This window comes from Sphingomonas sp. IW22 (assembly GCF_041321155.1).
Lineage (GTDB): Bacteria > Pseudomonadota > Alphaproteobacteria > Sphingomonadales > Sphingomonadaceae > Sphingomonas.
In genome coordinates this window covers 2,222,567-2,239,239 of record NZ_JBGGWB010000001.1, presented here as the reverse complement: position 1 = coordinate 2,239,239, position 16,673 = coordinate 2,222,567, and the positions used below count along the sequence as shown (strand labels likewise).

At 63.2% G+C, this 16,673-nt stretch carries 17 protein-coding genes and 1 tRNA gene; 11 read left to right on the top strand and 7 right to left on the bottom strand.

The features are described 5' to 3' along the window. Positions 1 to 74 precede the first annotated feature (74 nt). From ACAX61_RS10945 to ACAX61_RS10935, 3 genes are all read left to right on the top strand, one after another. On the top strand, positions 75 to 788 hold the full coding sequence (locus tag ACAX61_RS10945; protein WP_370714780.1) for a helix-turn-helix transcriptional regulator: 714 nt from the start codon (positions 75 to 77) through the stop codon (positions 786 to 788). A gap of 6 nt (positions 789 to 794) precedes the next feature. After that, positions 795 to 1,736: a TIR domain-containing protein gene (locus ACAX61_RS10940; RefSeq protein WP_370714779.1), complete on the top strand. Its 942-nt coding sequence runs from the start codon at positions 795 to 797 to the stop codon at positions 1,734 to 1,736. Between the two features lie 368 nt (positions 1,737 to 2,104). Then, entirely contained in the window at positions 2,105 to 2,617 is a 513-nt protein-coding gene (locus tag ACAX61_RS10935; protein WP_370714778.1) for a DUF6933 domain-containing protein, read from the top strand. A 65-nt stretch (positions 2,618 to 2,682) separates the two neighbouring features. Here the strand turns inward: ACAX61_RS10935 and ACAX61_RS10930 are convergent, their stop codons facing one another. From ACAX61_RS10930 to ACAX61_RS10915, 4 genes are read right to left on the bottom strand one after another with little or no spacing between them, the layout of a single operon-like run. Continuing rightward, positions 2,683 to 3,417 carry an RES family NAD+ phosphorylase gene (locus ACAX61_RS10930; RefSeq protein WP_370714777.1) on the bottom strand — a complete coding sequence of 245 codons (735 nt, stop codon included), beginning with the start codon at positions 3,415 to 3,417 and terminating at the stop codon, positions 2,683 to 2,685. Further along, entirely contained in the window at positions 3,414 to 3,827 is a 414-nt protein-coding gene (locus ACAX61_RS10925; RefSeq protein WP_031286230.1) for an MbcA/ParS/Xre antitoxin family protein, read from the bottom strand. Before ACAX61_RS10925 ends, ACAX61_RS10930 begins: the two co-directional genes overlap by 4 nt. Before the next feature lie 53 nt (positions 3,828 to 3,880). Then, positions 3,881 to 8,122, bottom strand: coding sequence for a strawberry notch-like NTP hydrolase domain-containing protein (locus ACAX61_RS10920; protein ID WP_370714776.1), 4,242 nt, complete (start codon positions 8,120 to 8,122; stop codon positions 3,881 to 3,883). A gap of 37 nt (positions 8,123 to 8,159) precedes the next feature. Then, positions 8,160 to 9,092: a DUF7146 domain-containing protein gene (locus ACAX61_RS10915; RefSeq protein WP_370714775.1), complete on the bottom strand. Its 933-nt coding sequence runs from the start codon at positions 9,090 to 9,092 to the stop codon at positions 8,160 to 8,162. A gap of 124 nt (positions 9,093 to 9,216) precedes the next feature. On the opposite strand from ACAX61_RS10915, the gene ACAX61_RS10910 reads away from it, so the two are divergent. Further along, positions 9,217 to 9,873 (top strand): lytic transglycosylase domain-containing protein, encoded by a 657-nt coding sequence (locus ACAX61_RS10910; protein ID WP_370714774.1) that lies wholly within the window; start codon positions 9,217 to 9,219, stop codon positions 9,871 to 9,873. 89 nt (positions 9,874 to 9,962) lie between these two features. On the opposite strand, the gene ACAX61_RS10905 is transcribed toward ACAX61_RS10910, so the two are convergent. After that, positions 9,963 to 11,234: a tyrosine-type recombinase/integrase gene (locus tag ACAX61_RS10905; protein ID WP_370714773.1), complete on the bottom strand. Its 1,272-nt coding sequence runs from the start codon at positions 11,232 to 11,234 to the stop codon at positions 9,963 to 9,965. 94 nt (positions 11,235 to 11,328) lie between these two features. On the opposite strand from ACAX61_RS10905, the gene ACAX61_RS10900 reads away from it, so the two are divergent. The 4 genes from ACAX61_RS10900 to ACAX61_RS10885 all read left to right on the top strand — a co-directional run bounded on the left by ACAX61_RS10900 (position 11,329) and on the right by ACAX61_RS10885 (position 13,384). Beyond that, positions 11,329 to 11,410: transfer RNA gene (locus ACAX61_RS10900), tRNA-Lys, on the top strand. Between the two features lie 216 nt (positions 11,411 to 11,626). Further along, positions 11,627 to 12,025: a PDDEXK family nuclease gene (locus ACAX61_RS10895; protein WP_370714772.1), complete on the top strand. Its 399-nt coding sequence runs from the start codon at positions 11,627 to 11,629 to the stop codon at positions 12,023 to 12,025. Positions 12,026 to 12,190: 165 nt separating this feature from the next. Then, entirely contained in the window at positions 12,191 to 12,595 is a 405-nt protein-coding gene (locus ACAX61_RS10890; RefSeq protein WP_370714771.1) for a hypothetical protein, read from the top strand. 111 nt (positions 12,596 to 12,706) lie between these two features. Further along, entirely contained in the window at positions 12,707 to 13,384 is a 678-nt protein-coding gene (locus ACAX61_RS10885; RefSeq protein ID WP_370714770.1) for a hypothetical protein, read from the top strand. On the opposite strand, the gene ACAX61_RS10880 is transcribed toward ACAX61_RS10885, so the two are convergent. Then, positions 13,381 to 13,725, bottom strand: coding sequence for a head-tail joining protein (locus tag ACAX61_RS10880; RefSeq protein ID WP_370714769.1), 345 nt, complete (start codon positions 13,723 to 13,725; stop codon positions 13,381 to 13,383). The two genes, ACAX61_RS10885 and ACAX61_RS10880, sit on opposite strands and share 4 nt — an antisense overlap. A gap of 501 nt (positions 13,726 to 14,226) precedes the next feature. Further along, complete coding sequence (locus tag ACAX61_RS10875; RefSeq protein ID WP_370714768.1) at positions 14,227 to 14,457, bottom strand: hypothetical protein; 231 nt, start codon at positions 14,455 to 14,457, stop codon at positions 14,227 to 14,229. Between the two features lie 30 nt (positions 14,458 to 14,487). Between ACAX61_RS10875 and ACAX61_RS10870 the strand changes: the two genes are divergently transcribed. The 3 genes from ACAX61_RS10870 (at position 14,488) to ACAX61_RS10860 (ending at position 16,640) form a co-directional block, all read left to right on the top strand. Further along, positions 14,488 to 15,039 (top strand): hypothetical protein, encoded by a 552-nt coding sequence (locus ACAX61_RS10870; protein ID WP_370714767.1) that lies wholly within the window; start codon positions 14,488 to 14,490, stop codon positions 15,037 to 15,039. A gap of 76 nt (positions 15,040 to 15,115) precedes the next feature. Beyond that, a complete protein-coding gene (locus ACAX61_RS10865) occupies positions 15,116 to 15,757 on the top strand; it encodes a hypothetical protein (RefSeq protein ID WP_370714766.1) in 642 nt (213 codons plus the stop codon). 76 nt (positions 15,758 to 15,833) lie between these two features. Next, positions 15,834 to 16,640 (top strand): abortive infection family protein, encoded by an 807-nt coding sequence (locus tag ACAX61_RS10860; protein WP_370714765.1) that lies wholly within the window; start codon positions 15,834 to 15,836, stop codon positions 16,638 to 16,640. The last annotated feature ends 33 nt before the right edge of the window (positions 16,641 to 16,673 follow it).

Sequence of the window (16,673 nt, the reverse complement as noted above, 5' to 3'; positions counted from 1 at the left end):
TGGCTCGGTGATGTCTGGCTGGGGTGGCTTGATGTTAGCTCCGCGTGGAATCCCATCGACATGGGAGGACCAATATGATTGCTATCGACAATATGAACGTTAGCGAGAACATCAGGGAGCTTCGCGCATCCCGGGCGATGACCCAAGAGGATCTGGCCGCGTCGGCGGGTGTAGGCATTGCGACCGTGCAACGCGCCGAGGCGGGGCGCAAAATCGCCGCGGCGTCGCTCGCTTCGCTGGCCGCGGCTCTCGGCGTGCCCGCGTCCGAGCTTGGCTCGGCCGGATCGGTCGCCGATCAACCTCACGTACCGCTCGACCGGATAACGACTGGCCGCGGGCTGGTCGGCTTGCTTCGCCGAGGTCGCAACATCGACTTCGGGTTCTGCGAACTGGATAGTATCGACGACGCCCGCTCGATCCAACTTTTCCAGGAGCATTGCGAGGCAGTGGCTGCGATAGAGGACGCCTTGCGTCCCGTCGACCAGGTAGTACGGGAACTTGAGGCGAAGACGCTGCTCGACGGCCTTGCCGCCCGGGGCTTCGTGGTCGGTGGCGCCAGTTTCGACGTCCAGTGCTACGACGTCGACGACGACGGAGGTGGCGGCTTGGCGATCCTGATGGCGCAGTGGACCGAGACCAGGATCGCGCTGCGCGTCGGTCGAGACGCGTCGGGTATCTCGCGCGCATTCGTGATGGATGGCCTTGGCGAATATGAGACGCCGCGCAATGGTTTGGTCTTCCCGGAGCGAGGCGAGGATGCCGCGGCGACGACCGAAAGGGGAGATTGAGGCGGCATGTTCAACGTGATGGTCACCGCAGGCGACAACGCCTGGGAGGAAGGGGCCTACGTCTGGGACCGCAGCCGGGTGCTCGAGCACACCGCTGATGATATCCGGGCGCCGTTGCTGGCGTTAACGCCCGCAGTGCTGGAGGAACTGGCTAAGCTCCCCACGCTGTTCATGTATGAGCAGTCGGCGGACGGCGTCCCGCGCATCGGGCACATCCGTCGAATCCAGCAGCGCGGCAGCGATATCCGCGTCATCTTCGAGTTCGACGATTCCGTCCCCCCGCTGACGGACGAGGCGCTCCAAGAACTCCGCTGGGACCTGCAGCTGGCGGATTTCGAGTTCAGCCGGACCCATTGGGCCGTGAAGGATGGCGACCTTCTAGCCATCCTTCGCGAGCACGGCCTTATTGGCGCGGTCGCCGCCGAGGCGCCCGCAGTGGAACCCGAGCCAGTGGCCCCGGCGGTCGACGTCACGCCGGCGAAGGTGTTTCTTGTGCACGGTCGGGACGAGGCGTCCAAGCACGCGGTCGCACGGTTCCTCGAGCGTCGGGTTGGCGTCGATGTGGTAATCCTGTCGGAACGGCCGAACCGCGGTCGCTCGATCCTCACCAAATTCCGTGAGGAGGCCGACGGTGCGGCGTTCGCCGTCGTTCTTCTGACCGGCGACGACCTCGGTCATCTCCGGCCCGAACTCGTCCCCGCCGGCGAGGCCGCGCCGGTCGCGGTCCAACGCCCGCGCCAGAACGTGCTCTTCGAGATGGGCTTCTTCATTGGTCAGCTCGGTGTCGAGCGGGTGTGCGCGCTCGTCTCGCCGGGTGTCGAACGCCCGTCCGACTACGACGGCGTCGTCTACGTCCCGCTCGACGATCAAGATGGGTGGCAGCGGCGGCTCGTGACCGAGCTGCACGCCGCTGACGTGCCCGTGTCGGCGACTTGGTGGCAGGCCTAGGGTGGCCACGCGGGACGAGCTCTACGCATAGGTCGGCGTCACCGCCGAGGCGACGTAGCTCTTCGAGACCGAACTCGGCAAGCTGATCCTGTGCTTGCGCGGACTCGCAGAATGTTGGCACGTCGAGCCTGACAGCTGACCCAACGCGGAGATCTGGCCCGCACGCAGGTTGCCACCCTATTGCAGTCTAAAGCGAGGTCGGGGCTCCTTCATGAAAGCCGCTTGGCTGCTTCCAGCGGAAGTAGACATTCATTCTTCTGATCTGGGACGACCGGCTTTGGGTCGGTCCCTTCCATTTCAATCATTCCATCTGCGTGGCCGGTGGCGTCAGTGGACACCCTTGACAGCGAGCACTATCCAAAGCCGCCATGTTGCACCTCCACTGCACCAAGAAACTGCTAGATCGGATCAAACCCGAGATCGCGGAGCCCGGACAAAGCGACACCGCCCTGGGCAATTGGTATGCCACGGTGCTGTTCTGGAAGCCGCAGGTCGCTTTGCTGGTTTCTGAGCGCACGCTGCTTCCCGTGCTTATGCCGCTAGCCCCAGCGGCCACGCTTGCTCGAAGATTCCCCGCACAATTGGCGCTGGTTCTGAAGGAGCACGGGGTCTCATCTGAATTCATTGCCCAGGAAGTCTGGCGGATGGACCAGGCCCGGTACGCAAAGACTGCGAACCGGAGCGTCTTGGGCATCCTCAATGAGTTCGTCAAGCAGGCCGAATTCTGGCTGGCCGCCTATGCCTATGAAAAGGGCGATGATGACGACCTCCTGGCGATTTCCGCCAAGCTAGCGGAGACGCCGTGTAGCCCGCTGTACAAGGGCCCGGTTTCGCCGGACAAAGCCCTTCATGAACTCGTGAAGGCTGGCGCGCAAACTTGAGTCTGCTGGCCGGCCCCTGTGCTCCCAGATCCTACAGCACTCGGACGGAAGGCCAACTTATGCGGTCAGACAGGATCGGGCGGCAAATCGACGATGCGGAAAACAGCTCCCGAACCGGCATCGCGGACAAGGTCAACCCGCTCGCCTTCCCAGTGATAGTCGAGGTGGCGCCCCTGCAAAGGATTTGACGCGCAGTCCGGGTAGAAGAGTGCGACGCACTCCCCGCCAGGATGTCGGATGCTCGGGTAGACAATGCCGTCGGATTCCTCGCCCCTGAGATTGGCGGCGAGAGCTTGAGATGCCGCGTAGCTGTCAGGGTCCAGCATCGGGGCCGGTTCCGCAGCTGCGGATCTCAGATCATGTAGGTCTGCATCGACCGTCATGACGATCTCCCGGAACTGCGAGGTCCAGCCGGGCGCTTCTTTTGTCCGTGCCATGAAGCGGGCATGGTGGTGGATCGTCTCGAACAGTGCGGTTTCAAACCGATCGCCGACGTAGAGCACGCCGTAGCTGCCATCGGTAAAACGGCTTGGCCGGTCGGTGCTGACGTGGGTGAACGGCGCCATGAGGTAGGATGCCCCGTTTCCGCCGACGCGTCGGTCGACCGGCACCAAGTCGAGATTACCAATCGTGGCCATGATGCGCGGATTGGTCTTCTGCTCTGCCGAGATCAGCAGCGGCCAGTCGGCTGGATCAGCGATGTCCTCAAACAGGTCGATCGGCGGAAAGGCACTGCGGATGATCCTGACAGCGCCCTTCCACTCAACTCGAGAAACGGGGACATCCGCAGTTTTGCTCACCAGCCACCACGCTCGGCGTCGAGGTAGCGACGCACCCGCATGATGTCGGTAAGTTCGCCCCCGAGCATCACGTCGAGCGCACTGGCTCCTCCGAACGCGTCGTTGGCTGCCCTGATCCAGGCATAGCCTCGCGAGCTTTCCGAAAAGATGATCCGGAGCGCCTTGTGGATACCCATGAGGTTGGACAGACGAGCGCGGCCATCGCGCGAGACGCGCCCGGGGCCTTCGGCCTTCCAGCGGCGATAGGAGCGCACTGGCATATCGAGCAGCGTTGCCGCCTGCTCGTCGGTCAGCTCCCATTTGCCAAACAGATTGAGGACTGCCCGGAACATAGCAGCTGCCTCGTCCTGGGTAATCGGATCGGGACGGAAAGCGGTAACGGCAGTATCAATGGGTTGCAGAGCCAGCATGGCAAATCTCCATATGGCAGTACATACGCTCAATAATGCCATTTGGCAACAATCTATGCGGACGATGCCAACCTGGCAATCACGCTCGCCGCGCCCTCGATCGGCACGAACAGCCGCGTCTGGTAGCGGATGATTTCCGCAAAGCAGCCTTGGGCCTTGTACCAGTCAAGGCGGGCTACGCTCCATCCGGTCAATTCAATTCGCTGTGAGCCATTGACCAGGCTGCGCTTGACCATGATCTGCTCGCGGCCGTCGAATTCCATGGCTCGGCCTGTCGCCAGGACGGTCTGGAGGATGTCATCGGCGGAGAGCGCTTGCTCGCGTTCCAGACCGAGCGCCCGGCACAGTTCTGGAACGCAATGGACCGGAACCTCCCGGCCAAGGAGCGACCGGCCATCCGCCGCCGAGATGCGGCTCACCCTCACGAAATCCGAAGGGAGCTTGTCCCAGACCGGCAGCAGGAGGCCCGTCGCGAGATAGAGGCGCTCACGCTTGTGGCTGGTCCGCGCTTCCTCGACTTCGGCTGCCCAGGCTTCGCGGAAAGCCTCGACGGAAATGGCTTCCCAGCTGCTCTCAGCCAGCTGATCCTCGGTGATGTGAGTGCGCTTCAGCGGGCGCAGCAATTCGAAGCGGGACACGCGGGTGCCGTCATCGGCAAGAATGCTGCGGGCGGGCACGAGCAAGGCGACCCGGCCCGAGCGGGCGTTCCGAACAGGCCGTTGCCGTTGCCCAGCGAGGCCGTAGAGCTCCTCGAGTCGCTTCAGCGTCAACGGCTTCACGGCCCGGGCGATTTCCAGTTCCAGCAGATGGGTTGTTGCGCCCGAGGCAGGATCCGTGCGCAGCAGCGTGTCCGAGAGGAGCGTGAAATCCTCGACCGCGATGGTTTCAAGGCCGAGATCGAGCGTGCCGGCCTGACGCGCGGCATCAATCCGCGCCTCGACCAGCCCCATGAACTCATCGAAGATCGCGTTCTGCAAGGCGATGGGAAGTGCGAGGATGCGGTTGAGCCAGCGCTGGATCGACGGAAGATCATCGAGCATCGACCCGTCGGGTGCTTCAATCCTGAGGCCTGTCAGGTCCTGAAAGCGCCCGAGGCTGACCGCTTCGAGCTTACCGGTGAACAACAGGCCGAACCAGCGGTGGAGCGCTTCCTTGGCGTAGATGCTTTCGAGATTGTCGGCCGGGTCGAACAGGTTCTGGCCACCGGTCTGGCGCTGCCCGCGCGTCAGAGCGCCGAGACTGTCGAGGCGCCGCGCGATCGTCGAGATGAACCGGCGCTCGCCGCGCACGTCGGTCGTCACGGGCCTGAACAGCGGAGCAGATGCCTGATTGGTACGATTGGTCCGCCCCAACCCCTGAATCGCCGCGTCAGCCCGCCAGCCCGGCTCGAGCAGGAAGTGAACGCGGCGAGCCTGGTTCTTGGCCGCGAGATCGGCATGGTAGCTGCGTCCGGTTCCCCCGGCATCGGAAAAGACCAGAATCCGCTTGGTCCCGTCCATGAAATCCTGGGTTTCAGCGACGTTGGCGCGCGGCGACCGGGATTGCAGCTTTTGACGACCATCCCCGCCAATGATCAGCCTCCGTGTCCGTCCGGTCACTTCCGCCACCTGGTCGACGCCGAAGCGTTCGATGATGGCATCAAGCGCGGTCGCGATCGGCGGCAGGGCGCAGAGCTGCTCGATCATCCGGTCGCGCGCGGCGAGTGCCGATCGGCAGAGTACCGGCGCGCCCTGCTCGTCGCTCATCGGCTCAGAGCGAGGATTGCCGTTTTCGTCGGTGAAGACCGCCATCAGCCGGACAGGAAAGCTCTTGGCGAGGTAATCGATCACAAATTCCCGGGGGGACAGATCGATCTCTAGCGCTTCGCGTTCTTCGTCCGAGAGGTCGGCAAGCCGACGATTGAGCATGGCTTCTGCGGTCGAGACCAGCTGGACGACTGCGGCGTTTCCATCGGCAATCGCCGCGTCGATGGCTGGTAACAGGCTGGGCAGCTTCATCGATAGAAGCAGCTGTGCGAAGAAGCGTTGCTTGGTTCCCTCGAAGATCGAGAGCGCCGCTGACTTGGCGCCCGAATTGAGTGTCCCGCCAGTTTCGCTGTCGACGATCCGGGTGGCATCCAGCGCTTCGTGCAGGTTGGCGTGGATGATCGCCCAGGCCTCGGCATAGGCATCATAGACCGCGATCTGATCCCCGGTCAGGCGATGCTCGAGGATCTCGTACTCAACACCCGCGAAGGAGAGCGCGCGCGCGGTGTATAGGCCGAGCGACTTGAGGTCCCGGGCGACCAGCTCCATCGCTGCGATCCCGCCGTCACGAATGTCGGCGACGAACGCCTCGCGATTGGCGAAGGCTGTCTCCGGACCCCACAGACCAAGGCGCGTGGCATAGGCCAGGTTGTTGACGTCGGACGCACCTGTTGCCGAGGCGTAGAGCACGCGTGCCCGCGGCAGGAGGTTCTGCAGGCGCACGCCCGCGATACCCTGCTCCGATCCCTTGACCTTGCCTCGCGATCCTTCGCCGCCAGCAGCATTGGCCATGGCGTGCGCCTCGTCGAACACGATCACGCCGTCGAAGTCGTCGCCCGCCCAGTCGAGGATCTGGTCGAGGCGGGTCACATCGTTTCGGCCCGAGCGCAGGGTCGGGTAGGTCACGAAGAGAATGCCCTCACGCATGGCGATGGAGGTGCCAAGTTTCCAGGAAGCCAGAGGCTGGATGTCGATCGGCAGGCCTCCAAGCGCAGCCCAGTCGCGCCGGGCATCTTCGAGCAGCGCTTCATTTTTCGAAACCCAGATATGGCGTCGTTCCCCGCGCACCCAGCGATCGAGGATGACGCTCGCAACCTGTCGGCCCTTGCCGGCGCCCGTTCCATCACCAAGGAAATAGCCATGCCGGTACGTTTGGCCTTCCGCAGATGCCTTGAGCGAACAGCCCTTGTCCTCGGGCTCGAACCGGCCGGGAAGATCGCGCGCATGGGCGCTTGCCGCGTAGATCAGAGTCTCTGCCTGGGCAGCCGACAGCAGCCCTTTGGCAACCAGACCGTCGGGCAGCTGCGGCACAGCTTCGGGCATCGGTGCGGCGATCGACCCCATGGCAACAGACTCGACGAGCGGCGTCGGATGCTCGGCCGCGCCATCGATCACAATCCTGCTCGGGCGATAGGGCAGATAGTGGCCGACCTGAGGGGCAAGCGGCGCAGGGGTTTCGAGCGACTGATAGGTGAGCGACCCGATAGCGGTGGCTGCAGGAGTGATCCTTGCTGGTGTCGGCAATGGCCTGCGCGGCGCGGCCACCAGGCGAAACGGCGCACGGGCCGGGAGGTTCGATTGCTCGGGAACGGCGTCCAAGCTGGCGCGCGCCGGCAGACCATCGACAAGATCAACCAGCTGGCGGAAGTCACGTGTGCGGATAGCCACAGGCTCATGGGAGCCATCCACCTTGTCGAGGACCAGTAGCCGGGTTGTGATCCCGGTGCCATGCTTGACGAACGCACGTTCGACGGCGGAATTGAGCCGCAGCGAGACCGGACCCTTCAGCCCGGCAAGGAACTTGGCGCAATCGAACCATTCGGGCATGATTGCGACCAGGCGACCGCCGGATACCAAACGGCTCCATGCTGATCGCAGGTGGCGCGAGCCGGTGCGACTATCGTGCCCTCGCTCGATGCCGTGCGAATAAGGCGGGTTCATCAGCACGACGGACGGGGTGATAGCAGCATCGAGCAGTTCGTCGATCAGCTCGGCGTCGTGACCCGTCACTCGGGCAGTCGGGAACACGGCATTCAGGCAGTCGCGGCGAAGCGGCGAGATTTCGTTAAGGGCAAGGCGCGCGCGAGCCTTGGCGGCCCACACCGCGAGCATGCCCGTTCCGGCCGAGGGTTCGAGAACAAGCTCGTCAGTTGCCAGCGCGCAGGCTCGGGCGGCAAGCCAAGCAAGGCGCGGCGGCGTCGCGAACTGCTGCCATTCGATCTGCTCGTCGCTGCGATTGGTTTGGGTCGGAAGTCGGGCATCGAGGGACCAGAAGTACTGTTCCGCCTCGTCGATCGGGGTCGAGAGCAGGATTTGATCCGATGATTGCAGGTACTGAACGTGCGCCACCTCGACAGCTGCGTGCGCGTCACGAACGGACCAACGCCCGACAGCATCGCTCCCCCCGAAGTGCTCCGTCATGATACGCGTGACGTCACTGCGCGAGATCGCGCGGCCTGCCGCCAACTCAGAAGCCATGGTCTGGGCCGCCATCACAACAACGGGCGGTGATGGGTCATCGAATGCAAAGGCGAGGGAAGAGTTGGACATGGGAACCTCCTGACGAGGTCCTGCGGGTGGGCAGGCCTCAATCAGCCGAAGGCCCCCTCCCCTCTGCTGATGGATCAGGTTGTCGGGCGAGCCGCGACTTGAGTTCATCGTTCCAGTCAAAACCTGGTGAGGCTGGCGCGCGTGAGTGGATAACGCGATCAGGCGCAGTGTAGGCCTTCAGCGCGCGCTCCTCGGCGTGAGCACCTCCGGCGTCATTGTCGATGAATAGGAAGAGTTCGCGCACGCTTTCCGGGATCGAAACGAGACCGAACCGCTCGTTTCCAAGCGTCGCCCAGCAGGGGATCCCGAAGAGCTGCATGGCTGAGAGGGCGCTCTCGATACCTTCGGCAAGGCCCAGCCTCCCCTGCACCGGGGGAGCAACTCTGACGGCACCACAGCCGAGACTGCCAAGCGCACGCTTGGGCCGCTCGAAGCCGGCCAGCTTGCCGCTCGCCACATCGAGAAATGTCCTGTGTACTGCGATAACGCCAATGTCAGTCGTTACTGCCGCCAGCATCGCAGGGAGAAATTGGACTGCCCCGCGTGGCCCGAGCGGCGTACGTTCCAGGTAACGGAGCCGATCAGATGCGTGCTGGATACCGCGCTGTGAGAGATATCGTTCGACAGGGCTGTCGGAGATCGCCGAAGCCGATTGCCACAAGCGTCGTGCATTGGGACTGAAGTCACCCTGCTTTTGCCGATCAGCGGTAAAGGCGCCAGAACCGTCAAAGAGCTCGCGGCTGCGAACGCCTTTGCGATCCAACGCCGCAATGACATCCTCATTCGAACATCCGGCGAAGCAATGGAACAGGATGGCCTTTCGCCCCAGGGTCACGCTGAGCGACGGTGTGCGGTCATCGTGGGCGGGACAGCAGCACATGCCTTTGCCCTGGCGCCATGTTCCCTGGAGGCTTTCGACAATCGTGCGGGCGCGGCATTCGAGTTGATGGGTATTCTTTAGCTGGGGCATCGACCTACTCCGGTAGAGGTGCCCTCCCCGTGCAGCCTCCGCTCTGCACCAGCGCCAAACCAATTTCCTACGTCATTCGTTCTTTATATGTTCTATCTCGATTCGGCTAGAGAAGGATCGAGAAATGACAATGAGAGCCCTCCTGATCGGTGGCATTGCCGTCGCATCAGCCATGTCTGCTAATGCCCAGGAACTGCCAAGGCCAGATGCCCCCAAGCAACATGCCGGTCCTTCCGGCGGCATTCGGATTGTCGAGGCATCGAACGGGTTTCAGTTGGTCGAGCATGGGGTCTGGCAATCCGCGCAAGCCGCCCCAGCACCAAGTTCGAGCGTTGCAGAAAATGGACGGGTCAATCTGCCGTACAGATACGAGCCCAAGGCCAAAACTGCCCCATCCGGGTTTCGGCGGGCGAGCTACCTGCCCCACGTCTATGCGGCGGAAGCGAAGTATTCATTGCCTACCGGCCTGCTCGACGCGCTCGTCTGGACGGAATCCCGCTATAACCCCCTTGCTGTCAGCCCGGCAGGCGCTGCGGGCCTTGGCCAGCTGATGCCAGCAACGGCAAAGGAACTCGGCGTCTTCAATCGCTTTGACCCCATGGCCAATATCTTCGGCGCGGCGCGGTATCTGAGGCAGATGCTCGACAGGTTCGGCGTGGTTCACCTCGCTGTCGCAGCCTACAATGCCGGTCCAGGTGCAGTCGAACGCGCGGGCGGTATACCGCGGAATGGCGAGACGCCCGGATATGTCCGCGACGTCCTTCGCCATTGGCGCTTTTAGCGGTCTATCCGCAAGTTAGCCGAAACAGAGGCAATCGATGGATTGTTGCCGGGCTGGACCATTTTGCAGGCAAGCGACTGCACGGGAGTTTAGCCGCTTTTGGTCTCGGCTGGGTACTTGGCTACAATCTGCATTACCTCCTTACCCCACAACGCCAACGCCTCGCGCTTCTCGTTGGTATACTGGTGTCGGTGATAGACCCCCGCCACACCGGCCATAGCTGATCCTGACTGGTGATTGAGGACCGCTTCAGAAACCACCAGAGGTATGCCGAGACGCTGGAGGCCAGTTGCCACCGTCCGCCGAATGTCATGCATTGTGAAGTGACCGGCTTCGTAACCGAGCTTCTCGTCCACGCTTGCTCTGATCCGCTTCCATGCTTTCGAGAGGCCGCTAACGCTGTTCGTGCTGGTGACCTTCGATGCCAACAGAATCTGGGATTGCTTGTGAGCGTCGTCAGGGTCGATCCCTGCGGCCATGAATACCTCTGTGACGACTGCAAGAGCCTGCGCGGACAGCGGCACCACATTCGCTTTGCCATTTTTCGCTCGGTCGCCTGGGACGGTCCAGACCTTCGCCTTGAAATCGAACTCGTCACAAGCTGCATCGAGCACTTCTCCCCGGCGTTGAGCCGTAAGGACAAGCATCTGCACAAGGTGACCGAACGGATAGCCATCCTCGACCGCAGATTGCCATAGCGCCGCGAGTTCTCGGTCGCTGAGTACGCGATCACGAGGTTCATTCCGCTTCGGACGCCACGCGTCCCGGCAGGGATTAGCAGGCATATGCTCGAGTCTGGTGAGTGCCCACGTGTAGAAGGTCGAAAGATGGCGATAGACGATCCGCGCCATCGTCAGGGTTTCCTTGCCCCGCTCGAATGCGATCTTCTCAACAAAGCGGCTCACGTCACCTCGGGTAATGGAGTCCGCGAGGCGGTCTCCCAGCTCGGGCTCAATGTACTTTCGGAAGACCCGATCGAACTCCCTCGCGCTGCGCTTTTTGCCCTCGATCTGCTGGGACAGATACGTCTCGTAGAGCTCGGCGACCGTACCGACGCCCTTTGACCCCTTCCTCTTAGCACCCGGCTTCCTGGCAATGCTCTTGCCCTGCTCGACATCGACAAGCAGATCGCGCGCCTTCTTACGCGCATGGGCGAGGGTAAAACTCGGACCATGGCGTCCAATGGTCACATTCAACCACTTGCCCTGAACCCGCTTGCGCAGAATGTACGTCTTGATACCACTGGCACCCATGCGGAGCCTCAGGCCGGGGACGATACCATCGGCCAGCTCAATCTGACCAGTCGCCGGCGCCTTGAGTCCTGCGATCTTCGCGTCCGTCAAACCTACTTTGTTCGCCATATGTACCTGCTACCTTAGGTAGCTTTTTGTAGTGGATACTGTCGAACATTTCAAGAACAATGCGGACTATGAATCGCAGATTTCCGCCATTTTTGGACACATGCGGACGCGCTAGGACCCTCTGATCATGGCTCTTAATCAGCGGGTCCTAGGTTCGAGCCCTAGTGCGTCCACCACTTTTCTCCTTGCGCTGGCACAACCTGTCATTGTCATTCGGGCAACCTATGGTGTCATCGACGGTTTTCTGCGGGGTCCGCGAACCTCCGGTGACGAGCGCGCCGATCGTCCCTTGCAGCCCAATGCCGTAGTGCTGTTCGACAGTTCCGGCGCACATCGAAGCCGCCGAGCACGTCAATAATGCCGGCGCTCCCCGCTTCGTATATGGCTGGGTGATGCCGACACTTAACGCGATGACCGTGCCGCAGCCCAAGAACTGGCAGGAGTTCGTGGACATCGTTCTCGCCTCCTACAGGTTGGCCTGGTCCTCCCTTACCCTCCAGAAGAACGGCCGCCCCGGACAGAAGCAAGCCGGGGTCGACATCTACGGACCTGACGAGATCGGTCGGCGCGTCGGGATCCAGTGCAAATGCTACGACACGCCGTCCCTGGCGGTGGTGAAGAGCGAGATTGACAACGCCGGCAAGTTCGAGAGGCAGCTCTCCACGCTCTACATAGGTACGACGGCGGACCATGACGCTAAGCTCCAGCAGGAGGTCCGCATCCTGTCGGACACCCCCGCGTCGCCACAGCCGGCTTTGCGGTGGGTCTGCTGTTCTGGGAGGATGTGGTAGCCGGCCTCTACCTCAACTCCGCGATCCTCAATACCTTATATGCGCAGATTGTGATCCCGCAGGAGACCGCCATCGACCGGTTGCGGCTGCTCGCCGCGCTGGAGCTCGGCTTCTACGGGCCCTGTCTGTGGCAATACGTCCTGCTCACGTTCGGAGATCGGCGAAATGGCCCACACAGAACCGGACACGGTGGAGATGGTCCTCCGCATCGTCGAGCAGCGCGCGAGCCAACTGTTGGCGCCGACGGACGCCCAACCGGTGCTCGACAGCGTGATGAAGATCAGGCGCGGGACCTACCACGGCGAGCGCGACCAGGCGGCCTGCAACCAAGTCGAGGCGCACACACGCCGCGTCGCGAACCGGATATCTCACGCAGCCCCCCCTGCTGCCGTTGTCCGAGGGCTGGACGCGGGCGTCGGACTTGGGCGCGTGGAGCACGACGTCGATGGAGTGCCGTCGAAAACCTACATATCCAACTTGAAGCAGTCGCTCCGGGCGATCCTGCCCACGTCCAGCACCCCGGGCATGGACGCCAAGTTCAGGGCCGCAGCGAAAAAGTCGTCGGGCTAGCAGTGGGCGAACGTGATCCGCGGCTGGATCGGGAGGGAGTTGCGCTACGGCAACCTGTAGACCGGCCGGGCGCGTTTTAGCGCCCGACGGGAGAAGCCCTGGGCCGCAGTCGTGGAGGCGATGCTGTCGGGTAGGCTGCTCTTCGCCATCGCGGCGACGATTATCGCGGGCGGTCGGCGCAGTCGCGACGGGCAGCCGTTGCGTGGTGAGCAGGCGCACGTCGTCTATCCCCTGGAGGGTCTCCACGATCGCGTTCCGAAGCTGCTGCCTGATGTGCATGCGAGCATTTCACCGGATACGAATCTTCCCATGCGGCGGGGCCGGCGCTACGCTGTAGCCGTCGAGGGGGACCGGATGCCGATCAGAAACGTGACGACGACCTGGAAGAAGGATGCGCTGGACGGTGGGCTGTACGTGGTGCGGTCGACCAAGACCGGTTCGCACGACAAGGTGCGCATTGGCGCTGGTGGCAATCACGGCGGCAAGGCGGGCCTGCGTACCAGGCTGATGAAGCACGCCCGCAAGGGGCCTAAGACTGCGACGCTGGCCACGCACGACCATCAGCCTTACGGCGACGTGCTGCTGGCTCTCGCTCTCGATGGATGGTCCGCGCCGGAGATCGACGACGGCGAGCACGTCCTCTACCGACCGTTCCTCACCCGCTTCCCGCGTCTGGTCGGCGGGCTGAAGGACAAGTCGATCTTCTTGGTTCCGCTGGACGCCGATCTCAGCGAGCTGTTCGCCGAGGCCGAGCACGACCTGCGTCGCATGGAAAAACTGCGCTCCTAGCGGCGAGTGATCTCCAGCTCGGTCACCCAGACGCCGTTAAGCTCCTCGCGGACCGGTCTCACCCGATAGCGTCGGCCGCTCATGGCGAGGATGTCGGTCGGCTTGCCGTTCGCGTCGATGGCCGGACCCTGCCAGCCAGCCGGGAAGTCCGAGGCGTAGAACTGCGCTTCGATCTTCGTCCCGGTCACCTGCGCGTCGCCGCGCTTCGCCTGCCAGCTGTTGGCGCTGTCGACCGGGATGACGGTCACGGTGCGCGCCTTGCCGGTCGCGGCGATCGTGTAGAGCGCCTCGTCGCCGAGCCTCTCGAAGCAGATGGCCGTCATTTCGTCCCAGATCGACATGTCGGCGACCTATCAGCTCCGCGAAGGTGGGATAACGGTCGGTCGGCCAAGCAAAGACCCTTCCACCGGCGACAAGAACGCTGCCCGAGCGATTGTAGGCGAGCCTCTCGTCCCTGCCGGGCTTGCGGAACGCGACGACGCGTTCGGCCACTACCGTGCCGTCGGTCTTGTGGATGACGGACGGACAAACCTGGTCGGACTCGACCAGCGTCTCCTCGATGACGTCGTGGAGCGAGCCGTCGGTCGTGTCGGGGCTGGTGGTCTTGCGCGCCAAAGCCGCGGATCGCCGTGGTTTTCGACCTCAGACCGGGGTTATGGAGCATTGTCGCAAATCGCCGCCTTCCCGCGTCGCGATCGGGGGCGCCAGGTAGGCTCAAGTGTCGTAATGCACATTTTCGGCAAGTTTCGTAGCCAGAGGGCGCACTAGCGAACACCACCCGCATGTGATGCCCATACCCCCTGGAAGGACCCGCTCGCCCCGTGGTCGGCCTGCCCGTGTCATCACGCTCTGGCCGCTGTCCCCAGCCTCACGTCGCGATCGCCCACCCCTGGCGGGCCGAAGCTCTCAAGCTGCCTGCGCCCGGCTCGTGCCAGGATCATGTCCTGCAACGCGTGGATTCCCGTGCGGAACTCGTCCTGGTCGTGCGGGCCCATGGGTGACAGATCCTTCATCTGGTTCCACGCGGCTGCGAGCGTGTGGATCAGGTCCGCTTCCGTAGGGGTGATGATCATGTCGGCGGTGTCGGTGACGGAGCCCCGTTCGTGGGCGTCGATGCGGGGCCAGGCTTGGGCTGGGGTGTGCTGAGGCGGTCGATCGGCAACCGGACGAACGACCTGCGCGAGTTCCTTTTCGGCAAGCTGCATCCGATCCAGGCGCTGCGCCCGGCGTCCGGCTGGGCAGGCGGGTGGCAGCCGTCGGCGACGTTCGACGTGCTGCTGCCGAAGGGCGCATCGCCTCACCTGCTCGACCCGAAGCGCTTGGTCTCGCGGCATGAGGACGAGGCATGGCCGGGGATAAAGGATCTGGCCTGCTGCGTGAACATCCGGATCGACAAGGGTACGGACGTGGTGTCCGCCTATAGGCGGATCACGGGCTTCGCACAGGACGCCTTCTGCGATCGGCGCGACATAGCCTGCGTCGCCGTCCTGCACATGCCGAGCGAATCAGGCGTGAAGCGCCATAGTCATGTTCACTTGGTCGGGCCAGCGCGGGAACTGGACGTGGCAACGGGATCGTACGGAGCCTTCCTGCGCCCCTTCGCCAGTGATGCCGGCGGCCAGATCATCGCCGCCGAGTGGAAGGCTTGGCGCTGACGAAACTGCTCTTTAACCCCTTTGCACCAACAGCACATCTTCATGTCGGAAAATCGTGGGCCAAGAGGGAGATGGCATGGAGGTCACCAAGGTAAGCGGCGGGAGCGGGCAAGAAGTCGCGCATCCGCTCAAGAGTTGGATGCTCTCGCCGCGAAAGATCGGCAACCGGAGGTATCAAGGCCACTGCGTCATCGCCGAAGCGATGCACGTGACCTACCAACAGCAATCCACTACGTTTGGGCGCACGGCGGGCGTATTCGGCCTGTCGAAGGACGGTGACGGGTTCGTCACTGGCGGCGGCGGATTCGTGGACACCGTGCACAAAGGCGTTGTCACGGTGGTCTTCCGCGACGAGGACGGGGCCGAGCAGACCCACGAACTGCCGGCGGCCGTGGCAACACGCAACGGCACGGTCGCCCGATTGGACATGATGGGCAGCAACGTGATCGGTGCTACCAACCTCTCCGGTAAGGGACGTTTCCTGCAGCTCATGGACGCGTCTAGCTTCATAGCCATGCCGAAGCTGCTTAAGCGCGAGATCCTCTTGGCCGTAGTGGCGTTATTCATGATCACCGGCGCACTTCCGCGAGGCGATACGCAGATCCTGTTCTGGGGCTTGGTCGCTGCGCTGTTCCCCGCCATTAAGATCTGGCGCATCGTCAAAGCACGAAGCGAGCGACGTGAACTGAACGGCTACATGGGCGAGGTTTTCGCCTGACGTACGCGGGCGGGTCGTCCATCGGCCCGCCCCCCCCCCCGCTGGTCATCGCCGGCGGTAGCGAGATGATCGGCGCATGAGCTATTTCGCTGGCAATCGCATCGACAACTCGGACGAACCCACCCTCGACATGTGGCTGGTCGATCAGGCGCTCGGGATGACGAGCGGCTACGTTTTGAACTTCAGCGATCGCACGTTCGACGACTTCGTGAAGCGCAAGTTCGGGATCGATGCACGCGCGCCAACCTACACCGTGGATGGCGATTCCAAGGCCAAGCGGCTGCGGGCTCTCCTGCGGGCGCTTGTTCCTGGCGCGCAGGCCGAGGTGTTGCGCGCCTTCTGGGCTCATCGTCAGGAGCTCATCGAACGAGGCATGCCAAGCGACCTGGAAGGACGTGCCGAGGCCAACTTCCTCGCCATGGTGGCGCGGCTGGAGGGCAGCGAGCAGCCGATCGATCTCGAGGTGATCGAGGCCTTCACCGACGATCCGACGCTGGCAGAACTGATCGAGGCGATCCAGCGCGACATCCAAGCGAACAAGCCGAACGCGGCGCTCGATCGCCTGCACACCTACAGCATGAAGAAGTTCGCTGACCTGCTCGAGCGCGACGGCATGACGGTCGGGCATGGCGATGCGCTGCACGCGCGGGCGGGCCGCTACATCAAAACGCTGCGCCAAGCCGGGCAGATCGGCGAGTATTCGGAGAAGATCGCCAAGGCGGCGCTGCAGGTGATGGAGCAGTTCAACCAGGTGCGGAACAAGGCCAGCCTCGCGCACGACAACTCGATCTTGGGCTTGGCCGAGGGCCGATACGTATTCGAGACGGTACTCAGCCTGCTGCGCTTCATCAGGGCGCTGGACGGGGCGAAGTTCGGGCGCTGATGGTTAGATGCCAAACATGAAATGGACGAACCT